The sequence below is a fragment of the Herbaspirillum sp. B65 genome, from assembly GCF_000333555.1.
Classification (GTDB): domain Bacteria; phylum Pseudomonadota; class Gammaproteobacteria; order Burkholderiales; family Burkholderiaceae_D; genus Herbaspirillum; species Herbaspirillum rubrisubalbicans.
Window position 1 is genome coordinate 1 of the sequence record NZ_BADI01000008.1, and the last position, 24,636, is coordinate 24,636.

At 62.7% G+C, this 24,636-nt stretch carries 15 protein-coding genes, 2 pseudogenes and 1 riboswitch; of the genes and pseudogenes, 7 read left to right on the top strand and 10 right to left on the bottom strand.

Features of this window, described 5'->3' with window-relative positions; translation table 11 throughout:
- Positions 1–1,455, top strand: a pseudogene (locus I5W_RS34115) (ABC transporter permease); the annotation flags it as partial.
- 14 nt (positions 1,456–1,469) lie between these two features.
- Complete coding sequence (locus I5W_RS00145; RefSeq protein ID WP_017455319.1) at positions 1,470–2,807, top strand: ABC transporter ATP-binding protein; 1,338 nt, start codon at positions 1,470–1,472, stop codon at positions 2,805–2,807.
- A gap of 15 nt (positions 2,808–2,822) precedes the next feature.
- On the opposite strand, the gene I5W_RS00150 is transcribed toward I5W_RS00145, so the two are convergent.
- The gene (locus I5W_RS00150) at positions 2,823–4,466 is read right to left on the bottom strand and encodes a methyl-accepting chemotaxis protein (RefSeq protein WP_044527731.1); all 1,644 of its coding nucleotides are present in this window, start codon (positions 4,464–4,466) and stop codon (positions 2,823–2,825) included.
- Positions 4,467–4,797: 331 nt separating this feature from the next.
- Positions 4,798–6,252 (bottom strand): annotated as a pseudogene (locus I5W_RS00155) (MFS transporter).
- Positions 6,253–6,378: 126 nt separating this feature from the next.
- Between I5W_RS00155 and I5W_RS00160 the strand changes: the two are divergent.
- From I5W_RS00160 to I5W_RS00170, 3 genes are all read left to right on the top strand, one after another.
- Entirely contained in the window at positions 6,379–7,320 is a 942-nt protein-coding gene (locus I5W_RS00160) for a LysR family transcriptional regulator (protein ID WP_044527732.1), read from the top strand.
- 29 nt (positions 7,321–7,349) lie between these two features.
- Positions 7,350–7,742, top strand: coding sequence for an SMU1112c/YaeR family gloxylase I-like metalloprotein (gloA2, locus tag I5W_RS00165; RefSeq protein ID WP_044527733.1), 393 nt, complete (start codon positions 7,350–7,352; stop codon positions 7,740–7,742).
- Between the two features lie 153 nt (positions 7,743–7,895).
- On the top strand, positions 7,896–9,788 hold the full coding sequence (locus tag I5W_RS00170) for an AI-2E family transporter (RefSeq protein ID WP_017455323.1): 1,893 nt from the start codon (positions 7,896–7,898) through the stop codon (positions 9,786–9,788).
- Positions 9,789–9,841: 53 nt separating this feature from the next.
- Here the strand turns inward: I5W_RS00170 and I5W_RS00175 are convergent, their stop codons facing one another.
- The 7 genes from I5W_RS00175 to I5W_RS00205 form a co-directional block, all read right to left on the bottom strand.
- Positions 9,842–11,056 (bottom strand): VWA domain-containing protein, encoded by a 1,215-nt coding sequence (locus tag I5W_RS00175; RefSeq protein ID WP_044527734.1) that lies wholly within the window; start codon positions 11,054–11,056, stop codon positions 9,842–9,844.
- Positions 11,057–11,096: 40 nt separating this feature from the next.
- On the bottom strand, positions 11,097–13,538 hold the full coding sequence (locus I5W_RS00180; protein ID WP_044527735.1) for a DUF5682 family protein: 2,442 nt from the start codon (positions 13,536–13,538) through the stop codon (positions 11,097–11,099).
- Between the two features lie 19 nt (positions 13,539–13,557).
- Positions 13,558–14,649: an ATP-binding protein gene (locus I5W_RS00185; RefSeq protein ID WP_044527736.1), complete on the bottom strand. Its 1,092-nt coding sequence runs from the start codon at positions 14,647–14,649 to the stop codon at positions 13,558–13,560.
- Between the two features lie 98 nt (positions 14,650–14,747).
- The gene (locus I5W_RS00190) at positions 14,748–16,310 is read right to left on the bottom strand and encodes a DUF5691 domain-containing protein (RefSeq protein ID WP_148289009.1); all 1,563 of its coding nucleotides are present in this window, start codon (positions 16,308–16,310) and stop codon (positions 14,748–14,750) included.
- Between the two features lie 2 nt (positions 16,311–16,312).
- The gene (locus I5W_RS00195) at positions 16,313–17,731 is read right to left on the bottom strand and encodes an SWIM zinc finger family protein (RefSeq protein WP_044527743.1); all 1,419 of its coding nucleotides are present in this window, start codon (positions 17,729–17,731) and stop codon (positions 16,313–16,315) included.
- A gap of 340 nt (positions 17,732–18,071) precedes the next feature.
- Positions 18,072–19,934 (bottom strand): dihydroxy-acid dehydratase, encoded by a 1,863-nt coding sequence (gene ilvD / locus I5W_RS00200; RefSeq protein ID WP_044527738.1) that lies wholly within the window; start codon positions 19,932–19,934, stop codon positions 18,072–18,074.
- A gap of 175 nt (positions 19,935–20,109) precedes the next feature.
- Complete coding sequence (locus tag I5W_RS00205) at positions 20,110–21,543, bottom strand: MFS transporter (RefSeq protein WP_044527739.1); 1,434 nt, start codon at positions 21,541–21,543, stop codon at positions 20,110–20,112.
- A gap of 310 nt (positions 21,544–21,853) precedes the next feature.
- On the opposite strand from I5W_RS00205, the gene I5W_RS00210 reads away from it, so the two are divergent.
- Both I5W_RS00210 and I5W_RS00215 read left to right on the top strand, forming a co-directional pair.
- A complete protein-coding gene (locus I5W_RS00210) occupies positions 21,854–22,807 on the top strand; it encodes a 2-hydroxyacid dehydrogenase (RefSeq protein WP_044527740.1) in 954 nt (317 codons plus the stop codon).
- A gap of 65 nt (positions 22,808–22,872) precedes the next feature.
- A complete protein-coding gene (locus I5W_RS00215) occupies positions 22,873–23,793 on the top strand; it encodes a LysR substrate-binding domain-containing protein (protein WP_044527741.1) in 921 nt (306 codons plus the stop codon).
- Between the two features lie 8 nt (positions 23,794–23,801).
- Here the strand turns inward: I5W_RS00215 and mntP are convergent, their stop codons facing one another.
- The gene (gene mntP, locus I5W_RS00220; protein ID WP_044527742.1) at positions 23,802–24,380 is read right to left on the bottom strand and encodes a manganese efflux pump MntP; all 579 of its coding nucleotides are present in this window, start codon (positions 24,378–24,380) and stop codon (positions 23,802–23,804) included.
- 10 nt (positions 24,381–24,390) lie between these two features.
- A riboswitch (yybP-ykoY riboswitch) is annotated at positions 24,391–24,552 on the bottom strand.
- Positions 24,553–24,636 lie beyond the last annotated feature (84 nt).

Below are 24,636 nucleotides of genomic sequence, written 5' to 3' on the forward strand. Positions count from 1 at the left end.
GCGCGCCCTGATTCTGCGGGCGCTGGATATCCTGCAGTCGGTGCCGGTGCTGGGCTTTCTCTCGGCTACCGTGACCGGCTTCATGGCCCTGTTCCCGGGTAGCCTGATGGGCGTGGAATGCGCAGCCATCTTCGCCATCTTCACCGGCCAGGTGTGGAACATGGCCTTCGGCTTCTATCACTCCATGGTCACCATCCCGACCGACATGCAGGAAGCCGCCACCACCTATCGCTTGACCGCCTGGCAGCGCTTCCGTACCGTGGAATTGCCGGCCTCGGCCCACAGCCTGATCTGGAACTCCATGATGTCCTTCGGCGGCGGCTGGTTCTTCGTGGCGCAAAGCGAAGCCATCAGCGTCATGAACAAGGATCTGAAGCTGCCCGGCCTGGGTTCCTACATGGCACAGGCCATCGACAAGGGCGACCATACGGCAGCGCTGTGGGCCGTCATCGCCATGCTGGCGCTGATCCTCATCAGCGATCAACTGGTCTGGCGGCCGCTCCTGGCCTGGGCCGACAAGTTCAAGATCGAACTGACCGAATCGACTTCGCCGCCGACCTCCTGGGTCTATGACCTGCTGCGCGGCTCCTACGTCTTTACCTGGCTCGATGAAAAACTGTGGACCCCGCTGGGCAACTGGCTGGCGCGTCATCGCCCGGCCACCGCCGGCAACCTGACTCCGGCGCGGGTAGCACGGCGGCGCTGGACCAATCGCCTGGTCTCGGGTGTCATCTTCGGCCTGCTGATCTTCGAATCCCTGCGCGGCCTGGTGGCGGCCATCGATGCACTGCACGGGGCCATGAGCTGGAGCCTGTTCGGTCACATCGTCTGGTGGGCTTCCTGACCCTGCTGCGGGTGCTGGCCATGACGGTGATCGCTACCCTGATCTGGACCCCGGTGGGTGTATGGATCGGCTCCAAGCCGCACATCGCCCGCTTCGCCCAGCCGCTGGCGCAGATCGGCGCGTCCTTCCCGGTCAACATGACCTTCCCGCTGGTGGTGGGCTGGTTCGTCGCCGGCAACGTCAGCATGAACTGGGGCAGCATCCTGTTGATCGCCATGGGCACGCAGTGGTACATCCTCTTCAACGTCATCGCCGGCGCCATGGCCATCCCCAATGACTTGAAGGAAGCCGCCCGCATGTATGGCCTGTCGCGCTGGAACCTGTGGAAGACCCTGATCCTGCCGGCCATCTTCCCGTTCTGGGTGACCGGCGCCTGTACCGCTGCCGGCGGCGCCTGGAATGCCTCCATCGTGGCCGAACTGGCCAACTGGGGCGATGTGTCGCTCAAGGCCGATGGCCTGGGCGCCTATATTTCGGCGGTCACCAAGTCCGGTGATACGCCTCTCATCATCGCCAGCATCGGCGTGATGTCGATGTTCGTCGTGATGATGAACAAGTTTGTCTGGCGTCGCCTGTATGCCTTCGCCGAACGCCGTTTCCGCCTCGATTGACCTTGAGCCCAGCCATGACTACCTCTCAACAACGCCCTGCCGTCGCCGAACTGTGCGCGGTCAGCAAATCCTATAACACTGCCGGCGGCCACGAGCTCAAGGTGCTGGACAACATCGACCTGGCCGTGCACGAAGGCGAACTGCTGGCGCTGCTGGGCCAATCCGGCTCGGGCAAGTCCACCATCCTGCGCTGCCTGACCGGGCTGGTCGAGCCCAGCTCGGGCCACACCATGGCGGCCGGCAAGCAATTGTATGGCGTCAACCGCGATGCCTCGGTGGTGTTCCAGACTTTCGCGCTCTACCCGTGGCTGACGGTGGAACAGAATGTGGCCGTCGGCCTGATGTCGCACAACCCGACCCGCGAAGAACGCGATGCGGCGGTAGACCGCGCCATCGAACTGATCGGCCTGGGCAACTACCACAGCGCCTATCCGCGCGAGCTCTCCGGCGGGATGCGCCAGCGTGTGGGCATTGCACGCGCGCTGGTGTCCAAGCCCAAGCTGCTGTGCCTGGATGAAGCCTTCAGCGCCCTGGACGTGCTGACCGCAGAAAACCTGCGCCAGGAATTGATCAGCCTGTGGCGCGCCCCGGACAGTGGCCTGACCTCGATTTTCATGGTGACCCACAACATCGAGGAAGCGGTGGAAATGGCCACCCGCATCGTCGTGGTGTTCCCGCGTCCGGGCCGCCTGGGCCTGGTGCTGGACAATCCGCTGCCCTATCCGCGCGACTCCAAGAGCCCGGAATTCCAGCGCCTGGTCAACATCATCCACGAAGCCATTACCACCCTCTCGCTGCCCGACCTGCCGCCTGAAACGCATGTGCCGGGCGAACCGATCTCGCGCGGTCGCAAGCGCATGGAGTCGATCCCGCTGATCCCGGTGGGCCAGATCCTGGGCTTGATGAGCCTGTTGCACGATGAGCCGGAACTGAACAACATCTACGACATTTCGGATGAAATCGGCAAGGAATTCGGCGAGACCATCGCCACCGTGAAGGCCGCGGAAATCCTGGAATTGGTGGATACCCCCAAGCAGGAGGTCTACCTGACCGACCTCGGTCGCCGCTTCGTGGCCGCCGACCGCAAGGGTCAGCGCGCCATCTTCGCCGAGCAGGTCTACAAGCTGCGCATCTTCCACATCATCCTGGCAGTGCTGGGCGAGGCCGAGGAAATCGAGGCCGAGCGCGTCTTGAAGGACATCGGCAGCGCCCTGCCCTACGACAACCCGGAAAAGACCTTCGAAACCATGATCGCCTGGGGCCGCTATGCCGGCCTGATGGATTACAACGCCAAGACCGGCATGGTGTTCGTGCCCAAGGACGAAGACGACGAAGACGGCGCCCAGGGCTGAGCGCCGCCTGTCAGATCACTGCAAGGCCGGCAGGGCCGCGCCTTGCAATGCGCCGACATTGGCGTTGTTGCTGGCCGCCGCGATGGTGGACGCATCGGTGCGGATCTTGAAGATCGAGACCACCTTCAGCAAGCCGCTGGCCTGCTGCGACAAGGACTGCGCCGCCGCGCTGGCTTCTTCCACCAGCGCCGCATTCTGCTGGGTCACCTGATCCATCTGCACGATGGCGGTATTGATCTGTTCGATGCCGCTGCCCTGTTCCTGGGAGGCCGTGGCGATATTGTTCATGATCTCGCCGAAACGCTGCACCGAGGCCACGATCTCGCTCATCTGATGACCGGCATTGGCCACCAGTTCCGAACCCGCATTCACGTGCGACATCGATTCACCGATCAAGTCCTTGATCTCCTTGGAGGCCACCGCACTGCGCTGGGCCAGCGAGCGCACTTCCGTGGCCACCACCGCAAAACCGCGTCCCTGCTCGCCGGCGCGCGCCGCTTCCACCGCCGCATTCAAGGCCAGGATATTGGTCTGGAAGGCGATGCCTTCGATCACGCCGATGATGTCGGCCATCTTGCCCGAGCTGGCCGAGATCTTGTCCATGGTCGAGACCACCCGATCGAAGGCTGCGCTGCCGCTGGTGGCGGTCTGCGCGGCCCCACCCGAGAGGCGCAGCGCTTCGGCGGCGTGGTCGGTGTTCTGGCGCACGGTGGTGGTCAGCTCTTCCATGCTGGCAGCGGTTTCTTCCAGCGAGGCGGCTTGTTCCTCGGTGCGCTGCGAGAGATCGAAGTTGCCTTGCGCGATCTGGCCACTGGCCACCGAGATGGTTTCGGCGGCCGACTTGATGCCATAGGCGATCACGTTCAACTGGTAACGCATCTGCTCGATGGACGCCATCAGGCTGGAACCATCACCAGCACGCACGCGCACCGTGGCGGTCAGGTCGCCGCTGGCGATCTCGCGCGCAATGGACTGCGCCTCGGAGGGTTCGGCGCCCAGTTGACGCAGGATGCTGCGCGCAATCGCCACCGCGGCCACGATGCCCACCAGCAATGCCAGTGCCACGGAAGTCAGCATCAGGGTACGCAGCCATTCGTAGGTGCTGCGTGCGCTGACGGCGGCTTCGTCATTGAGCTGGTCTTCGAATTCGGAGAGTTCGGTCAGCGACTTGATCCAGGCCTGCTGCTTGGGGCGCACTTCGCTGATGAGCACCTTCACAGCCTCGGCCGGCTTGTTCTCCAACCCCAATTGCAAGGCCTTGGCCATGAGCGGGACGGTGGCGTTTTCATCGGCCTTGACCTGCGCCAACAGCTTGTGTTCACGCTCGGTGGTGCCGGCTTCGGTGGCAAACATCTTCTCCAGGGCGGTGTAGGCGTCGGCGTAGAGTTTTTCCTGGCGCGCCAGGGTCTGCGCTTCGACCTGCATGGAGGCTTCGTCTTCCAGCAAGGCAATATTGCGAATGGCGATGGCGCGCTGGCTCAAGGCATTGCGCAAGGCACTGGCCAGCTTGATTTCGGCATTATTGACGCGAGTGATATCGGTGAGCGCATCATTGACGCGCGACATACCGTAGAAACCCAATGCAGAGATACCCAGCAAAAACACCAGGATCAGGCCAAAGCCCAATGCCAGCCTGGTCACGACTTTCAACTTACCCATGATGATTTGACCCCCTATGTAATATCCCCTGACCGGTCTAGTAGCTGGCTGAGGGAAAGTTTGAAGGAGCTTGCGCGAAGATGAACTGCCGAACCTGTCTGCTTGAATCGGGCGGACGGGGGATGATCGCTATTGTGGTTGTGATGAACATCCGTGGCAGTCGGCGCACCGGCAAGCAAAGGCCAGTCTAAGCGCTCACGGGAAAGTGCAAAGCGTGGATCAACGAGGATTTAACCGGTCTCTAAAAAAGTTACACCACGACGTACATTTCAGTGTTGAGCATCGCTGCGGTCGCCCTGACGTTTTCTGCACCGTGTCCCCTAAAAGCTCATCAGGCGGGCGATTGCGCCTGGCGCCGCAGACGGCTGGCACTCACTGCGGTGGCCAGCGCGGTGGCTGCCGTGGCGACCCACAAGGCGATACGAATCGCCTCGCCATCTTCAAGCGCACTCATCTGCAAGCTACCTTGCTCTACGGCATGAGCAGTGTAGATCGCCAGGATCATGCCCAGCAGTGCCGCGCCCAGGCACTGGCCGAAAGTGCGCATGATGGCCAGCACGCCCGACGCATTGCCGCTGCGCTCGCGCGAGACATTGCCGAGCATCTCGCGATTGTTGGGGCTCTGGAAGAAACCGAAACCCATGCCGCATACCAACGCGCGCCAGCCTATGTCCCAGGCCTGGGCGTGCGCGGGCAGTAGCGCCAGCAAGGCCAACCCGACCGTAAAGAGCGCCAGCCCCAAGCTGGACAGCAGCGCCGGCGAATGACGGTCGGCCAGGCGGCCGGCATGGGGCGCCACCAGGACAATGCCCAGCGGCCACGGAGTAAACAATGCAGCCGATTCAAAGGCGCTGTAGCCATAGCCATTCTGGAACAGGAAGGGCAAGGCCACGAAGGCGATGCCCTGGCCCACGAAGGACACCAGCGAGGTCAGCGCGGCCAGCGAGAAGCGTGCATTGGCAAAGATATCCAGCGGCAACAGGGGCTCGGGGGCGCGACGCTGCCCCCGCACGAAAGCCAGCGCGGCCAGCAGCGCCACCAGGGCATAGGCAGCGGCCTGCAACGTGGCCTGGGTACCCTGGCCGGGTTCGGCCAGGCGCGCACAGGTATCGGCGGCCATGATGAGCGCGCCCATGGCCAGCGCCGACCAACAGGCGCCGGCCATGTCGAAGCGCGCACGCGCAGGCTTGCGCGTCTCGGGAATGGCGCTCCACGCCAGCAGCACGCCCACCATACCCAAGGGCAGGTTGATCAGAAAGATCCACTCCCAGCTCAATGCGGCCAGCAAGGTGCCGCCCAGCACCGGCCCCACCGCCGTGCCGGCCGCCACCAGCACCGCGTTCAGACCGAGGATGCGGCCCAGCAGACGATTGGGAAAGACCGTGCGGTGGATGGCCGGGGCAATGCTGAGCATGGCCGCGCCACCCAGTCCCTGCAACACGCGCATGGCAATAAGCCACTAGACCGAGCGCGACAGTGCGCAACCCAGCGAGGCCAGCGTGAACACCGCCAGCCCGGCCGTGAATTGGATACGAAAGCCCAGCCGCGACGACAGCGCGGCAAACGCCGCCAGCGTCATGGCGGTGGCCAGCAGGTAGGCATTGGCCACCCACACCGACGCCGCAGCCGAGGTATGCAGCGCCAAGCTGATCTGTGGCAGGGCGACGTTGATGATGGTGCCGTCAAACACCGCCATAGTGGTGGCCGTCATCACGGCCAGCATGGCGCGGCGGCGCTGTTGGCCCGGCAAGCCTTCATCGCCGGGCAGATCGGAAAAGAGTTCCATGGTGAGTGCAGAAGATGGGGTCAGGACTTCACTATAGCCAGCCGCAAGACAAGGCGGAAGACGCATGGCTTGCATTGGATCATTGCATACGACGCCATGTCTGGTGACCCATGCTAGGATGCCGACATGACCGCCACCGACCTCAACCTGCTCATCGCACTGGATGCCCTCATCGCCGAAGCCAGCGTGGCCGGCGCCGCGCGCCGCCTGGGCTTGAGCGCCTCGGCCATGAGCCGCACGCTGACCCGCCTGCGCCAGGCCACCGGTGACCAGTTGCTGGTGCGGGCCGGCCGGCAGATGGTGCTCACACCTTGTGCCGAGGCGCTGCGCGAGCGAGTGCGCAATGTGGTGCATGAAGCCCGCTCGGTGTTGCGCCCGTCGGTCCCCGAACTGGACCTGGCGCGCCTGGAACGTGACTTCACCCTGCGCGCCAATGAAGGTTTCATCGAAGCCTGCGGTGCCGCCCTCATTGACGCAGTGACCGCCGAAGCGCCGCTGGTGCGGCTGCGCTTTGCGCCCAAGGTGGAACGCAGCCCGCTGCCGCTGCGCGAAGGCAGCGCCGACCTGGAAATCGGCATGGCCAACGAGATGGGGCCCGAAGTGCGCTTGCAAACCCTGTTTCGCGACCGCTTCGTCGGCGCGGTGCGCATCGGTCATCCGCTGGCGTCGCTACGGCGCGTGACTGCCGAGCGCTACTGCGCCTGCCAACACGTCAGCGCCTCGCCGCGTGGCGACACCCGCAGTCCGCTCGATGCGGCACTGGCCGAACGCGGCCTCACGCGCAAGGTGGTGGCGGTGGTGCCCAGCTATCCCGGCGCGCTGGCCATCGTGCGCGCCTCCGATCTGGTGACCATCGTGCCTTCTTCCTTCCTGACCACCGCTGGCGCACCGCGCACCGATGGCAGTGCCTCCGGCATCCACCGGTTCGAACTGCCGGTGGCCACCGAACCCATCATCGTGTCGCTGATGTGGCATCCACGGGTCGAACTGGACCCGGCCCATCGCTGGCTGCGCGACAAGGTGCGCGCAGTCTGCGCCACCCTGGCGCGGCGCGGGGCCAAGGGCTGATCCACATGGCAATTCTCTGAAAGTCTCCCATGCAACTGCAAGGCACTCACCACGTCGCCATCATCTGTTCCGACTACGCCGTCTCCAAGGCCTTCTACGTGGACCTGCTGGGTCTGCGCGTGATCGCCGAGCATTACCGTCAGGCGCGCCACTCCTGGAAGCTGGACCTGGGCCTGCCCGATGGCACCCAGATCGAACTGTTCTCCTTCCCCCATCCGCCGGCACGCCCCTCGCGCCCGGAAGCCTGCGGCCTGCGCCACCTGTCCTTCGCAGTAGCCGACGTCGTCGCCAGCAAGGCCGAACTGGAAGCGCAAGGCGTGGCGGTGGAAGAGATCCGCGTCGATGAATACACCGGTCGCCGTTTCACCTTCTTTGCCGACCCGGATGGGCTTCCCCTAGAATTATATGAAGTAATCCGCTGAACCTGCCCGTGCACAAGCCGCGCCAGGCCTGCCCGACATTGTCATGGTGAACAAAACTTCCAGGCAGGGCGAGCGCACAGCAGAGCCAACAGCTATACTCGCGCTGCATTCCCGCCGCTGCTGTCTGCGGCTGTCGCCGCTCCCATCCACACCATGCAAAACCTCAAGACTTCCGCTTTCTCGCGCCTGAGTTCCACCACCTTGCTGGGCGCCGCCGTCGTGCTGGGCATGTTGTACTTCGGCCGCGAGATCCTGGCGCCGCTGGCGGTGGCCGGCATTGCCAGCCTGATCATCCTGCCCCTGGTCAGGAAACTCGATGCCCTGGGCCTGAACCGCGCCGCCGCGGCCATGGTCTCGGTGCTGTTGGTGGGCGGCTGCCTGGTGGCGCTGGCGGTGGTATTGACCTTCCAGCTGGTCAGCGTGACCAGCGACCTGCCGCAGTACCGCGACGCCATCCAGGAAAAGGTCGAGAGCGTGCGCGCCATGACCGAGCGTCCCTTCGCCCGACTGGAAGCCCAACTGACGGCGGTGATCCCGCAGCCGATGCCGGAGCCCACGCGCAGCGGCAAGAAGAACGGTCGTGCCGCCAGCGCCGCGGCAACAGCCGCAGCCGCTGCGGCCACCCCGGAAGCCGATACCCGCATGTCGGTGCGCGGCGCCCTGCGACGCCTGTTCGCCCTGGCCTGGGGACCGATCGGCCAGGCCGGCATCGTGCTGGTGCTGCTGGTATTCATCCTGCTGGAACAGGAATCCCTGCGCGAACGGCTGATCCGGCTGGCGGGCTTGACCGAAATGAGCCGCACCATGCAGGCCCTGGGCGATGCCGCCGAAGGGGTGTCGCGTTTCTTCTTTTCGCAGTTCGTGGTCAACCTGGTGTTCGGCCTGACCATGGGTATCGTGCTGGCCGCAGGCGGGGTGCCGCACGCGGTGCTGTGGGGGACGCTGGCCGGGGTGCTGCGTTTCGTGCCCTACCTCGGCGCGCTGGCCTCGGGCTTGATGATTTCGGTGTTCATCGCCGCCATCGATCCGGGCTGGTGGCTGGCGCTGTCCTTCCTGGCCTTCTATGTGGGGCTGGAAGTGATCGTCTCCAACTTCGTCGAGCCGCGCATCTATGGTCACAGCTCCGGCCTCTCGCCGCTGGCGGTGATCGTCTCGGCGCTGTTCTGGGGCAGCCTGTGGGGCCCGATCGGCCTGTTGCTATCGACCCCGCTTACGCTGTGCCTGGTGGTGGCCGGACGTCACGTCGCGGCCCTGGAACCGATTACCATCCTGCTGGGTGAAGCGCCCGACATGAGCCACGCCGAACGCTTCTACCAGCGCGCGCTGGCCGGCGAATCGGATGCCATCATCCGCCACGCCCGCGCCCACCTGCAAAAGCAAAGCTTCGCCAAGTATTGCGACCAGATTCTGCTACCCGGCCTGGCCCTGGCCGCACAGGACCTGCGCCACGGCCGTATCGAAAATGCCCAGCAGGAACGCTTGCTGCGCTCGGTGTCGCAACTGACCGAAGTACTCACGCAAAGTCCGGGCGCCTCGCGCAGCCTGCGGCGCCGACGCCAGGTGCCCTTGCTCAACAGCAGTATCGGCGCCCACCTGCGCGAGTTGCGCCAGGCCCGCCTGGGCCGCTGGCAAGGCTCGCTGGATGTGCCACAGGGCTCGGTGGTGCTGTGCGCCGGCTTGAGCGATGAGCGCGATGACCTGCTTTCGGAATTGCTGGTCCATACCCTGCGCGTGAGCGGCATCGATGCACGCGGCATCACGCTGGACCAGCCGCAAGCGGAGCAGCCCGACAACAGCAAGGCTGAACTGGTATCCATCGTGTTCCTGGTCTATCCGGTGCGCGAGCACCTGGCGACCTGGCTGGAGGTCGTCCGGCTGTTGCGCGAGAACCTGCCGCAGGCTTTGCTGGTGACGATCCGCCCCTCGTTCTTCAATGAAGAGGTGGAGGCTGCTAGCGTCAAGGAGCAGGTGGATATGGTGCTGTCGTCCTTCGAGGAGGGATTGGCGTTTGCTTCGACGCATATGCGGCCGGCGATCAAGGCCTGATTCGCGTTTTGATGCTACGTCCTGGAGCGATCCTTCAAACGCCTGGAGGTTGCTTAAGCTGCCCGACTGGTTTTGATGCCCTGCCCTGCCGCCCAAGCATTGATGTCGTCGCGCCGGATAGCCGCAGCCATCAAACCGGGAAAAGCATCGGGGGTACAGGCAAAGCTGGGCACGCCTAGGCTGGCCAGTTTGGCTGCCAGCTCCCTGTCATACGCAGGAGCCCCTTCATCACTGAGGGCCAGCAGTGCAATGAATTGCACGCCAGACTCGACCAGCTCCCGCGCACGGCTGAGCAAGCCGGCTTCAACTCCGCCCTCATACAGATCGGAGATCAATACCAGGATGGTGTTGCGCGGCTCCCTGATGAGGGTTTGACAGTAGCCAATGGCACCGTTGATGTCGGTGCCGCCGCCCAATTGCACGCCAAAGAGCAGATCAACAGGGTCTTGCAACTGCTCGGTCATGTCGACGACCTGGGTATCGAACACCACCAGCTTGGTGGCCACCGCGGGCAAGCTGGCCATGACCGCGCCGAAGATGCTGGAATACACCACGGAAGCAGCCATGGAACCGCTTTGGTCTATGCACAGCACCACCTCGCGCTGGGGACGACGCGCCTTGCGTCCATAGCCGATGAGCGTCTGGGGCACGATGGTGTTGTAGTCCGGTTGCCAGTGGCGCAGATTGGCGCGCAGGGTACGGTTCCAGTCGATCTCGGCATGTCGCGGGCGGCGATTGCGCTGGCTTCTGTCCAGGGCGCCGCTGATGGCGCTGCGCAAAGGTTCATCGAGCAGCTTGAGCAGTGCATCGACCACACGGCGGACTACCATGCGCGCTGTTTCGCGCGTCTCAGCAGGGATGACGCTGTTGAGCGCGACCAGGCTGGCCACAAGGTGGACATCTGGTTGGGCAGACTCCAGCATTTCTGGCTGGAGCAGCATCTCGCGCATGTTCAATCTGTCGAGTGCGTCGCGCTGCATGACTTGGACGACAGAACTGGGAAAGTAATTGCGTATATCGCCCAACCAACGTGCCACGCTGGGGGCCGAGTCACCCCGGCTGCCCTTGCGTTGCAGCCCCTGGCTGCCTTGGGAGTCGTACAAGGCGTTCAATGCCTGGTCTATGCCACTTAACGTATCCGGCAAGCCGCAGCAGCTTTTTTCAGCTTGCACGCCGAGAACCAGACGCCAGCGTTGCAGGCGGTCCGTGGGCGGTGCCGCGGGGGATGCGACAGATGCTGTAGCGGGTGTTGGCAGGTGGCTTGTCATGGTGATCCCTCAGTCATTCACTCTCACATCAACTGTCTGTTTATTCAGCCGTCAGGCCCAGCAACAGCCGCAGCGTGGGCACGGCCATGGCAGCGCGCTCTGCACTCCAGGTGCGGGCAGCGACTGGTTTGGGCGCAACTGCGGCACCGTGGGCAGCGCGCACGCCCAAGTCATGCCGTTCAGATTGAGAAAAGCGGGCAAAGCTGCGCCGCACCAGCGGAACGATTTGCACAAAGTGCTCGTCAGTCAGATTGGCCAGCCATTGATCGACCAGACTCCATACCTGCACGTCATGCAACAAGACCATCGCATTTTGATTGAGGAATCCCTCCAGCCAATACGCCGCGTCCAGCGGTTCCATACCGGACGAAAGATGGCGCGCCAATTGCGTGGCGACTTCTTCCTGTGACAGATACTGTGCGTCCAGCATCAGACGACAGCACAGGCCCCGCAGCAAAGCGTGCGGGGTTTCGCCCAGTGCGATTTGCTTCAAGGCCCCATGCCAAGCGGCAATCTGCTCTGCCCCTTCGTGTAGGGCAACAGCCTCGTGGGCGGCGAGAATGGGTTGGCGCAAAGATTGCGCCGCCGACTCATCCAAGCCCTGACACGCCAAGGGCAAGCCAATGGCACCGCGCACAATCAAACCGTCCAAGATATGCGCGAGCAATGCGCTATCCGTCTGACGCACACTGCCATAGCGAAACACGCGCACCAAGGGTGGCACCGCACCGATGAGCTGTATCGCATCCCCTGTGAGCGCAGCGCGCGCTTGCAATGCGGCACTCACCACCTCAACGGCGGCAGCCAGTTCGGCCAATAGCACCTGATCAATCAGATCCGCCAAGTCTTCCAGGCGGGTGAGCTGGGCACACTGCTCGGCCACACGAGCGCAGGCGGCTTGCTCCACCGTTGCACCGTAGCGGCTGGCCTCGATCACACGCATGGCAAACTCTGGTTGCCATTGCAGTGCCCAACTCTCACGGAATGTACCCAGGTTGCCACGTGTTGCGCGTGCTGGCTCGCCCCAGTTCAAACCGATCAAACGCAGGCGATGCAGAAAGTGGCTGCGGGCCAGGTCCATGTCTTGGCGCAGATCCAGTTCCAGTACCCGGTGCGTGGCCTCGACCTTGAGCCGCAGTTTTTTCTGCGCTTGTTCCATGTCACGCTGCAAAGGAACAGCGGGCACATCCAGCGGCACCTGCCCCATGACATCACCCACCGTGAGGGCGCGATGGATAAGCTGCAAAGGCGCTGACTCACCCATGCACATGACGGTGCGCACGGCCTCGTCCAGCTCATCCAACCCCGGATGAGCAGCGCCACGCATCACGGCCAGGGTATTGGCAAGCCGCGTGGCCTCGATCACGTGGGCACTGGAGCAATCGATCTGGTGCTCACGCAACAGCCGCGCCACGCGGGCTAACCAGCTAGTGGCGCGGTCAGGTAGATGGGTAGCGTGGGCGGCTGGGTATTTATCTGCATCGGATGCACGCCACAAATGGTCGTACCAGCCCGGCGCGGCCACGCCTGCACCGTAGCCACTGTCCAGCGTGAGGTGATGGTAAGTCCACGGCACCCAGGTGACCTCTGTCTTGACTTTAGGCAAGCTTTTCAATAGGGCGGCATCCGCCTTGATAGTGTGTTGCGCCATCAGAGCAGGGGTATGCCAAGCGCCAGAAACGACGGCGATGCGTTGATACCCCTCCTTGACCGCTTCGCGCACGCACTGACGCATATGGGCTTCCCGCTGTGCTTCGCGTTGCTCATCCTCAGGCGAGCGTTCCCACGACCAAGTTTCACGCAGGCTTGTCATGGCCTCGGTGATGCCACTGAACAAATCCTCACCGTCGCCGCGCTCTTCAATGATTTGATTCCACCAGCTTTCCCCATCGGCAAAGCCGGCAGCGTGGGCCAAGGCATCCAGGGGATCATGTCGCCAGGGCTTGAAGCTGGTATCTGCTCCGTCTGCGGGCTCTTCGTGTATCAGAGGCTGGTCGACCTCGTCGTCGGCCGAGGTGGACGATGGAGGCGATTCCGAGGGTGACACGGGCGCCACAGATGGGGGCGATGCCGACAATTGAGCCAACAAGGCAGAACGTCGTGCCTGCTCTTGCGCCAAACGGACCGCCTGGGGCAAATCGATGAAACGTGTGGGTATGCCACCCTGCACACCGAATTGCAAGGCCTGCCACTCGGGCGAGTAGTCGGCAAAGGGATAGAAAACCGCGTCCTGGGTACTGCCAGAGGTGTAAACAAGCAATGCAACGGGCGCTTTGATTTCCGGGTGCAACACGTAGGGAATGAGCGCATTGGCCTCCGGCGGACCTTCGATCAAGATGCAGTCAGGTCGCAAACTGTCAAGCGCACGCCGCAAGCTGCGGGCGCAGCCGGGGCCGTGGTGACGGATGCCGAAATAATGCACCGGGCCCTGCGCTTGGGCAGGGCCAGATTCCACTCTGGTCGAGGAAGACAGCTCTGCCATCGCAGACGGGGGGGCGGGCTTAGAGTTGCTCACGGCAGGCGCGGTAGAGTTCTATCCAGTCGGGGCGTTCCTTGACCACGGTCTCCAGATACTCCTTCCACACCACCTGGTCTTGCACCGGGTCTTTCACAATGGCACCGATCAGGCCCGAGGCAATGTCCGCTGCGTGCAAGGAACCGTCACCAAAATGCCCGGCCAACGCCATGCCGCTGTTGATCACGGAAATAGCCTCTGCCGTGGACAGCGTGGAGGACGGCGACTTGATGCGCGTCTTGCCGTCTTCTGTCTGGCCATTGCGCAACTCACGGAAAATCTGCACCACGCGGCGAATTTCCTTCAGGCCCGGCGGCTCAGCCGGCAACTCCAGCGCACGGCCCAGCTCTGCCACGCGCTTGGCGACAATCTGCACTTCCTCTTGTTCACTGGACGGCACAGGCAACACCACCGTATTGAAGCGCCGCTTTAACGCACTGGAAAGTTCATTGACACCCTTGTCACGGTTATTGGCAGTGGCAATGACGGAAAAACCGCGTACGGCCTGCACCTCGCTGCCCAATTCGGGAATGGGCAAGGTTTTTTCCGACAGCACCGTGATCAAGGTGTCTTGCACATCCGCCGGGATGCGTGTCAACTCTTCCACACGGGCGATCTTTCCCAGCTTCATGGCCTGCACCAACGGACTGGGCACCAGGGCGTTTTCGGAAGGACCATGCGCCAGCAATTGCGCGTAATTCCAGCCGTAACGCAATTGCTCCTCGCTCGTGCCCGCCGTACCCTGGATCAGCATGGTGGAGTCGCCACTGATGGCGGCCGACAAATGCTCTGACACCCAAGATTTGGCGGTGCCCGGCACGCCGTAGAGCAGCAGGGCACGGTCGGTCGCCAGGGTAGACACGGCAATCTCCATCAGGCGTGGCGCGCCGATGTATTTGGCGCTGACTTCAAAACCGTTGTCGAGCTTGCCGCCCATCAGGTAGGTGAGCACGGCCCAGGGCGAAAGCTTCCAATTCGCGGGACGTTGGCGTTTGTCGACTTTTTGCAGGTTCTCCAACTCCTCTGCAAACTGGTGCTCGGCGTGCTGACGTAAGACTTGCTGTGTGTTGGCATTCATGGATAGGGCTCTGGTCTCGATTGAGTGGGAGTAGTGATTGACACCTGCGGTCTGGAAGGTCGATTCGCGATATTGATCTGTACGGATTTCAGTTGCCCTCAAGCGGAGGATGACGCCAACTGTGCGAGGCGTTCGCGGCAATCCCGCACCTGTATGCATTGCATCAGGCAGTCGGCCAGCGTGTAGGTGTGGTGGCGACTATCGTCCAGCTCAATGAGGCGCAGGCTGTCCAGGTGCAAGATGCACATCAACGAGGGCAAATGGGCACGCAGGGCATCTTGTTGAAACTGCTTTCCCTTGGCCAGACTGGTTTGCAAGATGGGCAGCAACCTCAGCGAAAAATCGCGCGACAACTGCTGGTCCGCCGGACAACCGGCGACAATCATGCCAAGCAGGCCGGACAGATCCCGTCGTTTGTCTGGCAGGCAGCGCACATAAAACTGCTCGCGCTGCGTCGGCGCAAGCAATGGCAGCATGGCTTGTGCCGAGCTCCGGTTTTCGTTGCCGACATGTTCAATCAAGGCCTCGCACCACACCGCTTTGCGCTGACGAGCGGCCGCCTGCACCCATGCACGCAGCAACGCGTCCTTCCAATCACTCTGCATGCCCCAGAGAAGGATCTCCGCCGGGCTTTTTCCTGTGTGTTGCTCCCACCAGGACAAGGGAGTACGCCGCACCAGTTGAAACAAGCACCACGCGCGTTCTCCCAGTTCTTCATAGGCGGGACGTTTGAGCTCCAGTTGATCGGCCTGCCAGTCTTCACCCGCCTGCAGCGGCGCATCCACCGTTGCGCCGACCAGCGGGCGCAGGCGTTCTACCATGCGCAGTGCATAGGCACTGCCAGGAAGGTCCGACAACAACTCGGCGGCAATCCGGCGCACGTCTTGGGAGCGATCCTTGCCGAGTTGGGTTTGCAAGAAGGATTCGTCGTCGGGATTCAATCCCGCCGCCAAGCATTCGATCAGCGCGGTGCGCTCCTTGGCGGGCAGACTGCCCCACTCCTGGCTCAAACGTTCACGTGCGGCAGCGGGGTCCGTGGTCCGTTGGTCGAGCAACACCTGGCGGCGCTGCGCCAGGCTGCCTTCACGCCACAGGGTTTGCGTATCCGCCTGCTCGTGCGCACCAGCGGCATAGGCCCATTGTGGATTGCTTTTCGCCAGCCAGCGCCCACGCTCGCCGATGACTGCGCTGATCTCCTCACGCAACGCCATGCTGCCTGCCCCCATTTGCAGCAAGAGGGGCAGCTTGACCGAAGGCACATGCAAACCCGCCCGGTTCATCTCCCGCAACACTTGCACCTGCAGACGCAGCAAACCGATGGACATCACCTGATCAAGCAAAGGCAGCCATTCCGGTGCAGCCCGCCTGCGCGACTCTGGCGCCGCCACCTGGACTTGTACTGAAACTTCGGACGGAGGCATCCATGCCACCCGGCGGCCCAGCGCCAATGCACCGGCCACACGCAACAACTGCCCCGGTGCGGTGGATGGCTCTGCCGCCAAGCGTTCATGGAGCGCCGCTCCGATCGTGTCTTGTGCTGTGGCGGGCGGCAGCGCCCAGTGCCTGTCGGTGCCGACCAAGGCCACCTTGACCAACTCATCCCAATGGTCAAGACTGCTGGTGTTCGTTGCCGCTGTTGTTGAAGTTGTCGCCGTCGTCACCGTTACTGCTCCTGCGGCGCATGTGTGGCCACCCAATGCTCCGCAGCATTCCATGCCAGCAGCGGGGTGAGTCGCTCACCATTCCATTCGCCAAAGACGTTGAGCGCACTACCGCCAGCCAACGCCATCATTTGCCACCCATGCGTATCAACCACGCGTAAATCCACTCTAGGTCGAGTTTGGCTGCCTGCGGCAGCGTTGAGGTGCAAATACCATTCCGGCAAAGCATTTGACCCGGAGCCAGCCTCTGCCTTTTGGGGTTCGTGGTGCATCAGGTGCACATCCCGAAAACATACAGGGTTTTGCATCAACCACGGATTGGCCAGACATTGCTTCGCCATCGACACCCATTCCTGGCTTTCATCACGTAAACATGTGGCGGCTAACGCTTGCGCAAGTGCCGCGTCAGCCCCACCGTTTGCTACATCATCTGCATCTGCCAGGGTAGCGGCACCTACCGCCAGCGCCCGCAAGGCTTGATCGCCCGGATAGAAAGCCAGCTCTGCTTCGTAGAGCCGACCCACGGCCCAGCCCAGATCCAAAGGTTTGGTCGCATGGGCATAGTCCAACAGCAAGGCACGTCGCTGCGTCCGGGTGCCTTGCAACCAGACCCGGTGTTCATTCAATCGGTTATCCAGTGCGGTCACCACATTGGCCAACACACGCCACTGATCGGTGACACGTTCACCCGCTACAAGCACCTCATCACGATCATACGACCAGCCTAGCGCCTGGCGTACATGCGCCTGCATACCGGGCGACAACTGGTCATAGCGTTGCAGCGCATCCAGCAGCAATTGCAGGCTACCCAGACGCTCCAGCAGGCGGCCCGGCCAATCCCGTCCCTGCCCCACCAGCGTCATCGCATTGGTCAATAGCTGGCCCAGCCTGGGCGCCTGCGCGTCCACCATGCGCGCAGCCATGGCTTGCCAGTTCTGCTCTTGCTCGCGGTTCAGGGTGGCCAGACCCTGGCGCATCAGATCATCCAGCCACAGTGCCAACTCACGCGCACCTGCGCACATGCGTTGCAGGCGCTGTGCCTGACGTTTGAGCACAAGTGCCGGATCCGGCGGGGGTGCGCTGGCAGCTACGGCTGCCTTGATCTCTTTCTTTTCTGCTCTGTTTTTGCGCGAACTGAGCCACTCCGTGACCCAGGCCGGCTCGCCCCCGGTGAAATTGCTGCTGTCGCGCGCAAGCAAAAGGAGCAAAGCCAATCCGTGTTTGCAGGGGAATTTGCGACTGGGACAACTGCACTTGAAACTCGACACGCCATCCACGAAATGGACTTGCGTTTGATAAGGCTTGCTTCCACTGCCTTGGCATTCGCCCCATACGGCTTCATCACTTGCCCCCAGCGCAGACCACTTGGCCGGAACGACCAAGCCCTGTGCGGACTTGGACGAAGCCACGTCGGGCGACATGGCCAGCACCTGATCAGTGCTCAGCGTAGGACGACTCAATGCACTCCCCCTGGACAGATTAATCTTGGAACCACAACCGGCCCATTGGAAAACCGTCAGCAGGTCTTTCCGACATCGGTTGTGGGGGTGAAAATTCTACCAAAGCGGAGCCGGAGTTTGTTCCCATTCAAACTGTGAGCGCGATTCAATGTGCACAAGCCGTAAACATTCGATCATCAGACCCATTCCCATGATGGCCTCTGTGAAAAGTCACTCGCTCCGTAACCATTGGCCCAAAACAAAGCCGCCCGGCATAGACCGGGCGGCTTCGTCATATCAGGATGATGAGACCGATGGCAGATCAGCGCTTCAGTTGCGACAGATCACGCACCGCGCCCCGATCAGCCGAAGTGGTCAACGCCGCATAAGCCTGCAATGCCTGCGACACCACGCGGGTGCGGTTGGCCGGCTTCCAGGCGGCATCGCCCAGAGCGTCCATGGCGGCGCGGCGCTGGGCCAGTTCTTCGGCCGTCACGCGCAGGTTGATGCTGCGGTTGGGGATGTCGATGTCGATCAGGTCACCTTCCTGCACCAGGCCGATGGCGCCGCCTTCGGCGGCTTCCGGCGAGGCGTGGCCGATCACCAGGCCAGAGGAGCCACCGGAGAAGCGGCCATCGGTAAACAGCGCGCACGCCTTGCCCAGGCCCTTGGACTTGATGTAGGAAGTGGGGTACAGCATTTCCTGCATACCGGGGCCGCCCTTGGGGCCTTCGTAGCGCACGATGACCACGTCGCCAGCCTTGACCTGGTCACCCAGGATGCCTTCCACGGCGGCGTCCTGGCTTTCGAACACGCGCGCGGTGCCGGAGAACTTCAGGATGCTTTCATCCACGCCCGCCGTCTTGACGATGCAACCCTTCTCGGCGATGTTGCCGTACAGGACGGCCAGGCCGCCATCTTGCGAGTAGGCGTGTTGGCGATCGCGGATGCAGCCGTTGGCGCGGTCCAGGTCGCTGTCGGCAAAACGCTCCTGCTGGGAGAAGGCTACCTGGGTGGGCACGCCACCGGGGGCAGCGCGGAACAACTTGTGTACCTCGGCATCGCTGGTGACGCGGATGTCGTATTTTTCGATGGCTTCGCCCAGGGTCTTGCTATGCACGGTGGGACGCGAAGTGTCGAGCAGACCGGCGCGCGCCAGTTCACCCAGGATGGCGATGATGCCGCCGGCGCGGTGCACGTCTTCGATGTGGTACTTGTTGGTCATCGGTGCGACCTTGCACAGGCAAGGTACCTTGCGCGAGATGCGGTCGATGTCGGCCATGGTGAATTCCACCTTGGCTTCGTGGGCTGCCGCCAGCAGGTGCAGCACGGTGTTGGTGGAGCCGCCCATGGAGACGTCCAGGGTCATGGCGTTTTCCCAGGTTTCCTTGGTGGCGATGTTACGCGGCAGGATGGAATAATCATCCTCTTCGTAATGACGCTTGGCCAGTTCGACGATCAGGCGACCGGCGCGCAGGAACAGTTCCTTGCGGTCGGCGTGGGTGGCGACGATGGTGCCATTGCCCGGCAGCGACAGGCCCAGCACTTCGGTCAGGCAGTTCATCGAGTTGGCGGTAAACATACCCGAGCAGGAACCGCAGGTGGGACAGGCCGAGCGCTCCACTTCGGCCACATCGGCGTCCGAGATATTCTGGTCGCCGGCCTGGATCATGGCGTCCACCAGGTCCAGCTTGATGATCTTCTTGTCGGTGTTGACGGTCTTGATGACCTTGCCGGCTTCCATCGGACCACCGGAGACGAAGATGACGGGGATGTTCAGGCGCATGGCGGCCATCAACATGCCCGGGGTGATCTTGTCGCAGTTGGAGATGCACACCATGGCGTCGGCACAGTGGGCATTGACCATGTATTCCACCGAGTCGGCGATCAGGTCGCGCGAGGGCAGCGAGTACAACATGCCGTCATGCCCCATGGCGATGCCATCGTCCACGGCGATGGTGTTGAATTCCTTGGCCACGCCACCGGCGGCCTCGATCTCGCGCGCCACCAGTTGGCCCAGGTCCTTCAGGTGCACGTGGCCGGGCACGAACTGGGTGAAGGAATTGACCACCGCAATGATGGGCTTGTTGAAGTCGCCATCCTTCATGCCAGTGGCGCGCCACAGTGCGCGTGCGCCGGCCATGTTGCGGCCCTGGGTGGTGGTGTGGGAACGATAGGTCGGCATGATGGGTGTCTCCTCAGGGCTGCTTAGGGAAAAAGGGAGCACAAGAGTGCCTTTGGGTGGACTGTTTGTCCAATATATAATTTGATGCTTATTAATACTAATTGCATATTAATCAGCTTCAACAAAAAGGCCCGCACATGGCGAGCCTCGGGATGCAGCAGCAGCGCACGACGCTTCAGGCTTGCTCGCCAGCCTTCTTCACCGTGATCGGTTCCACCACGCTCAACAGCAGCATCAGGCACAGCAGCGAGGTACCGACCATGTACAGGAACACGCTGGTCCAGTCATAACGATCCAGCAGCATCCCCACCGCCAGCGGGGCGCAGGCACCGCCGATCTGGCCCAGCGAATTGACGATGCCAAACGCGGTGGGATAGGTGGCCTTGGTCGCCAGCCCCATGGGATAGGCGGAATAGCCGGCGAAACCGATGCCCAGCATCAAGCCCGAGAGGATCAACATGGCCCCCAGGTAGAGCACGCTGTCGGGCGCCTCGATCAACAGCAGGGTCATCACCGCCGTGCCCAGTGCGCCCAGCAGCATCATGGGCTTGCGCCGACCACCCAGCAGCCGGTCCGAAATCACCCCACCCAGCATGTTGCCGGCGACGGCACCGATGAAGGGAGCCGAAGCCAGGAAGCCCATCTTCACCGAAGCGAAGCCCTTGACCGTGACCAGGTAGGTCGGCATCCACGACATGAAGATGTTGGAAATCCCGATCATGCAGCCATAACCGATGGCTACGCCAATCACGTTCCAGGAAGTGAAGACCTGACGCAGCGTTTCCAGGCGCGGCACGCGGCGGGTGCGGTTGATGCCGTCCAGCCAGGGCATGGGGGCCACCTGCGCACCTACCAGCGGCTTGCCGGGTGACGTAGTGGCGGCACCCGCAGCCGGCACCTCCTGGCTGATGTAGCGACGCTCAGCGTCATTGCAGAAACGGTTCTCGGTAGGGGAATTGGTCACCAGGAAAAACCACAGGATGGCCAGGAAGATGCCCGGTATGGCAAAGACGTAAAAGATTTCCCGCCAGCCCCACCACTGGATGACGATGATGCACACCGTCGGCACCACCAGCGGCCCCAGCTTGGAGGCGGCGATCCACAGGCCGGTGGCAGTGCCCTTTTCTTCCGGGGGAAACCAGCGATTGATGACGTTGGTACAGCCTATGCCCAGCGGGCCTTCCGACAAACCCAGTCCGACCCGGTACAACTGCAGCAGCAACACTGACGAGGTGGTTCCCATCAGCCCGGTAAACAGCGAGGTCAGCAGCATGAACACCGAGAACAGGATGCCAGTGGTCTTTTCGCTGAGCCGCTTGTACATCAAGCCCACCGGAATCTGCACGAAACCATAGGCGAACGAGAACAGGCTGACGATCAGGCCGGCTTCGGTATTGGAAATGCCATATTCCTTCTTCATGTAAGGCAGGGCGATGCCGAAATTGGCGCGGTCGGCACAGGCGATGGCCCAGATCAGGAAGATCAGGCCCATCACCACCCAGCGGTACCGGGTCGGCTTTTGCTGCGCCAGCGGGGCGGCGTGGGCAGAGGCGGAGGATGCAGCAGAACTGCGGCGGCCGACCTGGTCGGCGGCATCGACATGACTCATCGTCGGACTCCTTGTGGCGTGTCTCGTGTTTATCGTTATCGGGGGCCTGGTCATGCTTCCCGGCAAGGGAAGCGCTGGCACCTTGTTGTCGTGGCGGGCCGTGTCATCGGGCCGACGCTGGGAATCATGGTCGCGCACGTGCATCGCGTCCAATCTTTTCTGGCTATCAGGTGATGTGCGGATTGAATCGATATTGATACCCGATCAGTCACCAATTTATGTATCGATTGATAGTCTTTTCGGATTGGACGGGCAGCCTGAATGCCCGCATCATGCGCCGGCATCACCACCGAATGACAAGGAGTCCGCCATGAAACGCCACGTGCTGCAGCTCAACCCCATCCTGGTCCCGGCCATCAACGACAAGCTGGAGAGCCTCTACCACATGCATCGCCTGTTCGAGCAAGAGGACAAGGAAGCCTATATCGAACGCCACGGTGCCGTCATCGAAGGCGTCATTACCGGCGGCCATACCGGTATCAGCAATGCCTTGATGGACCGTCTGCCGGCTCTGAAGGTGGTCGCAGTCAATGGCGTGGGCACCGATGCGGTCGACCTGAATCATGCGCGCAGCAAGGGCTTGCCAGTCACCGGCACCTTCGGTGCGCTGACTGAAGACGTGGCCGACCTGGCCCTGGGGCTGATGCTGGCGGTCAGCCGCCAGATCTGCCCAGGCCATGCCTTCGTGCAACGCGGCGACTGGGTGCGCCACCCTTCGCCTGCGGCCATCCCGCTGTCGCGACGCTTGAGCGGCAAGCGCGTGGGCATCGTCGGCATGGGCAAGGTGGGACGCGCCATCGCCCAGCGCGCGGCCGCCTTCGGCTGCCCGATTGCCTATACCGACCTGCGCGCCATGGATGAGTTGTCGCACCGCTTCATCCCCGAGTTGCTGCAACTGGCGCGCGAAAGCGACGTGCTGGTCCTGGCCGCCGCAGCCGACAAGGCACAGGGCATCATCAACGCGGCAGTGCTCGATGCCCTGGGGCGAGAAGGGATTCTCATCAACATCGCGCGCGGCAAGCTGGTGGTGGAAGAGGACTTGGTCGATGCCCTGCAACGTGGCGTGATCGCCGGCGCCGGGCTGGATGTCTTCGTCGATGAACCCAATGTACCGGCGGCCTTGCTGCAGATGGACCAGGTGGTCTTGCAGGCACATCGCGCCAGCGCCACCGTCGAGTCGCGCACGGCCATGGGCGAGATGGTCCTGGCCAGCCTGGCACAAGGCCTGGCCGGACAGCGGCCGGACGGCAGCCTGACCACCTGAAGCCGGCGCACCCACGGCAGGGAGCGCGCCTATAATGCAAGCGCTCCCTTCACAGGCGAATTCTCATGCTCGATCTGGCTCAAGTCCGTTGTTTCGTGGTCGCTGCGACCGAACTCAATTTCCGCCGCGCCGCCGCCTTGCTGAACATGACGCAGCCGCCGCTGTCGCGCCAGATCCATTTGCTGGAGCACAAGCTGGGCGTGCAATTGTTTGAACGGGTTGGCCGCACGGTGCGGCTGACCCCGGAAGGCCGGGTGTTCCTGGCCGATGCCTCGCGCCTGCTGCAGTTGTCCGAGCAGGCCGAGAGCACGGTACGGCGCGCCAGCCAGGGCAAGACCGGACGCGTGCGAGTGGGCTTCACCGGCGCCGCCGGCTACGAGTTGATCCCGGAACTGCTGATGCAGGCACGTCAGGAATTGCCCGAAATCGACGTGGTGCTGTTCGAGTTGATTTCAGTGGCGCAACTGGAAGCCTTCACCGCCAATACCATCGACATCGGTTTCTTGCGTCCGCTGAGCTCGCGCCAGCCGCTGGAACTGACGCTGGTGGAAGACGAACCACTGGTACTGGCCATGCCCAAGGGCCATGCGCTGGCGCAGCATGAACGCATCGCCATGGCCCAGCTCGATGGCCAGCCCTTCATCATGCATTCGCCCACGCACGGCAAGTATTTCTATGAGCGCATCATGGCCATGCTGGCCGCAGCCGACGTCAAACCCGACTTCACCCAGTACATCGACCAGAGCCACACCATCCTCTCGCTGGTGCGCGCCGGCCTGGGCGTAGGCATCCTGCCGGCCTCGGCCCAACGTTTCCACTATGACCGGGTAGAGTTCCGCGCGCTGGCCGGCGACATGCCGCGTGCGGAGATGGGCATGGCCTGGCGCGCCGACCAGGACAACCCGGCGGTGAGCGCCTTTCGCCAGATGGCCAGCGACTACTGCGCCACCCGCGCGGCCAGGCTACAGCAGCTGGCGCCGTACTGATCGCGCCATCAACCGCCGACGCGGGTCAGGTGTTCATACAGGATCGCCGCGCCCACGCCAATCAACACCACGCCACCGATGATCTCGGCACGCTTGCCGATGAGGTGGCCCAGCACGCGTCCGACCATCACGCCGATGGTCACCATGGTGGTGGTGGCCAGGCCGATCAACAGCGACGCTTCCAGGATATTCACATCGATGAAGGCCAGGCCCACGCCCACGGCCATGGCATCGATGCTGGTGGCAACAGCCGTCAAGGCCAGCATCACTACCGATTGCTTGGGGGCGCCGGCTTCGGCGTCTTCTTCATCGTCGTCGCTGCAACCTTCATGGATCATGCGTGCACCCAGCACCAGCAACAGGGTAAAGGCGATCCAGTGATCCCATTGGGCGACCCACTTGGAGGCCACGGAACCGGCGAACCAGCCGATCAGGGGAGTAATGGCTTCGATCACGCCGAACAGCAGACCGATGCGCAAGGCTTGCAAGAACCGCGGCTTCTGCATGGCGGCGCCCTTGCCGATGGCTGCCGCAAAGGCGTCAGTGGACATCGCAAGCGCGAGGAGAACGAGAGCGGGGAAATTCATGAACGGGGTTCCTTGGCCGGGCGAAGTCCATGGACGTGCCTGCACGCCCAGCCTGGCTGCAGGATACGTCTATGGTCTCGCCTACCTGGATGGCTACCCGCGCCACGGCAGATGCTGCCGAGAATGTTGACACGGGCTCTTCCGGATGACCCGGAAGCTGGCTACTCCCCAAAGAGAAGCCCGGATTTTAAACGAAGACGGTTGGGCTAGACAAGGTGTTGTGTCGTTCGCTACACAATGTCCAATCCACGATACG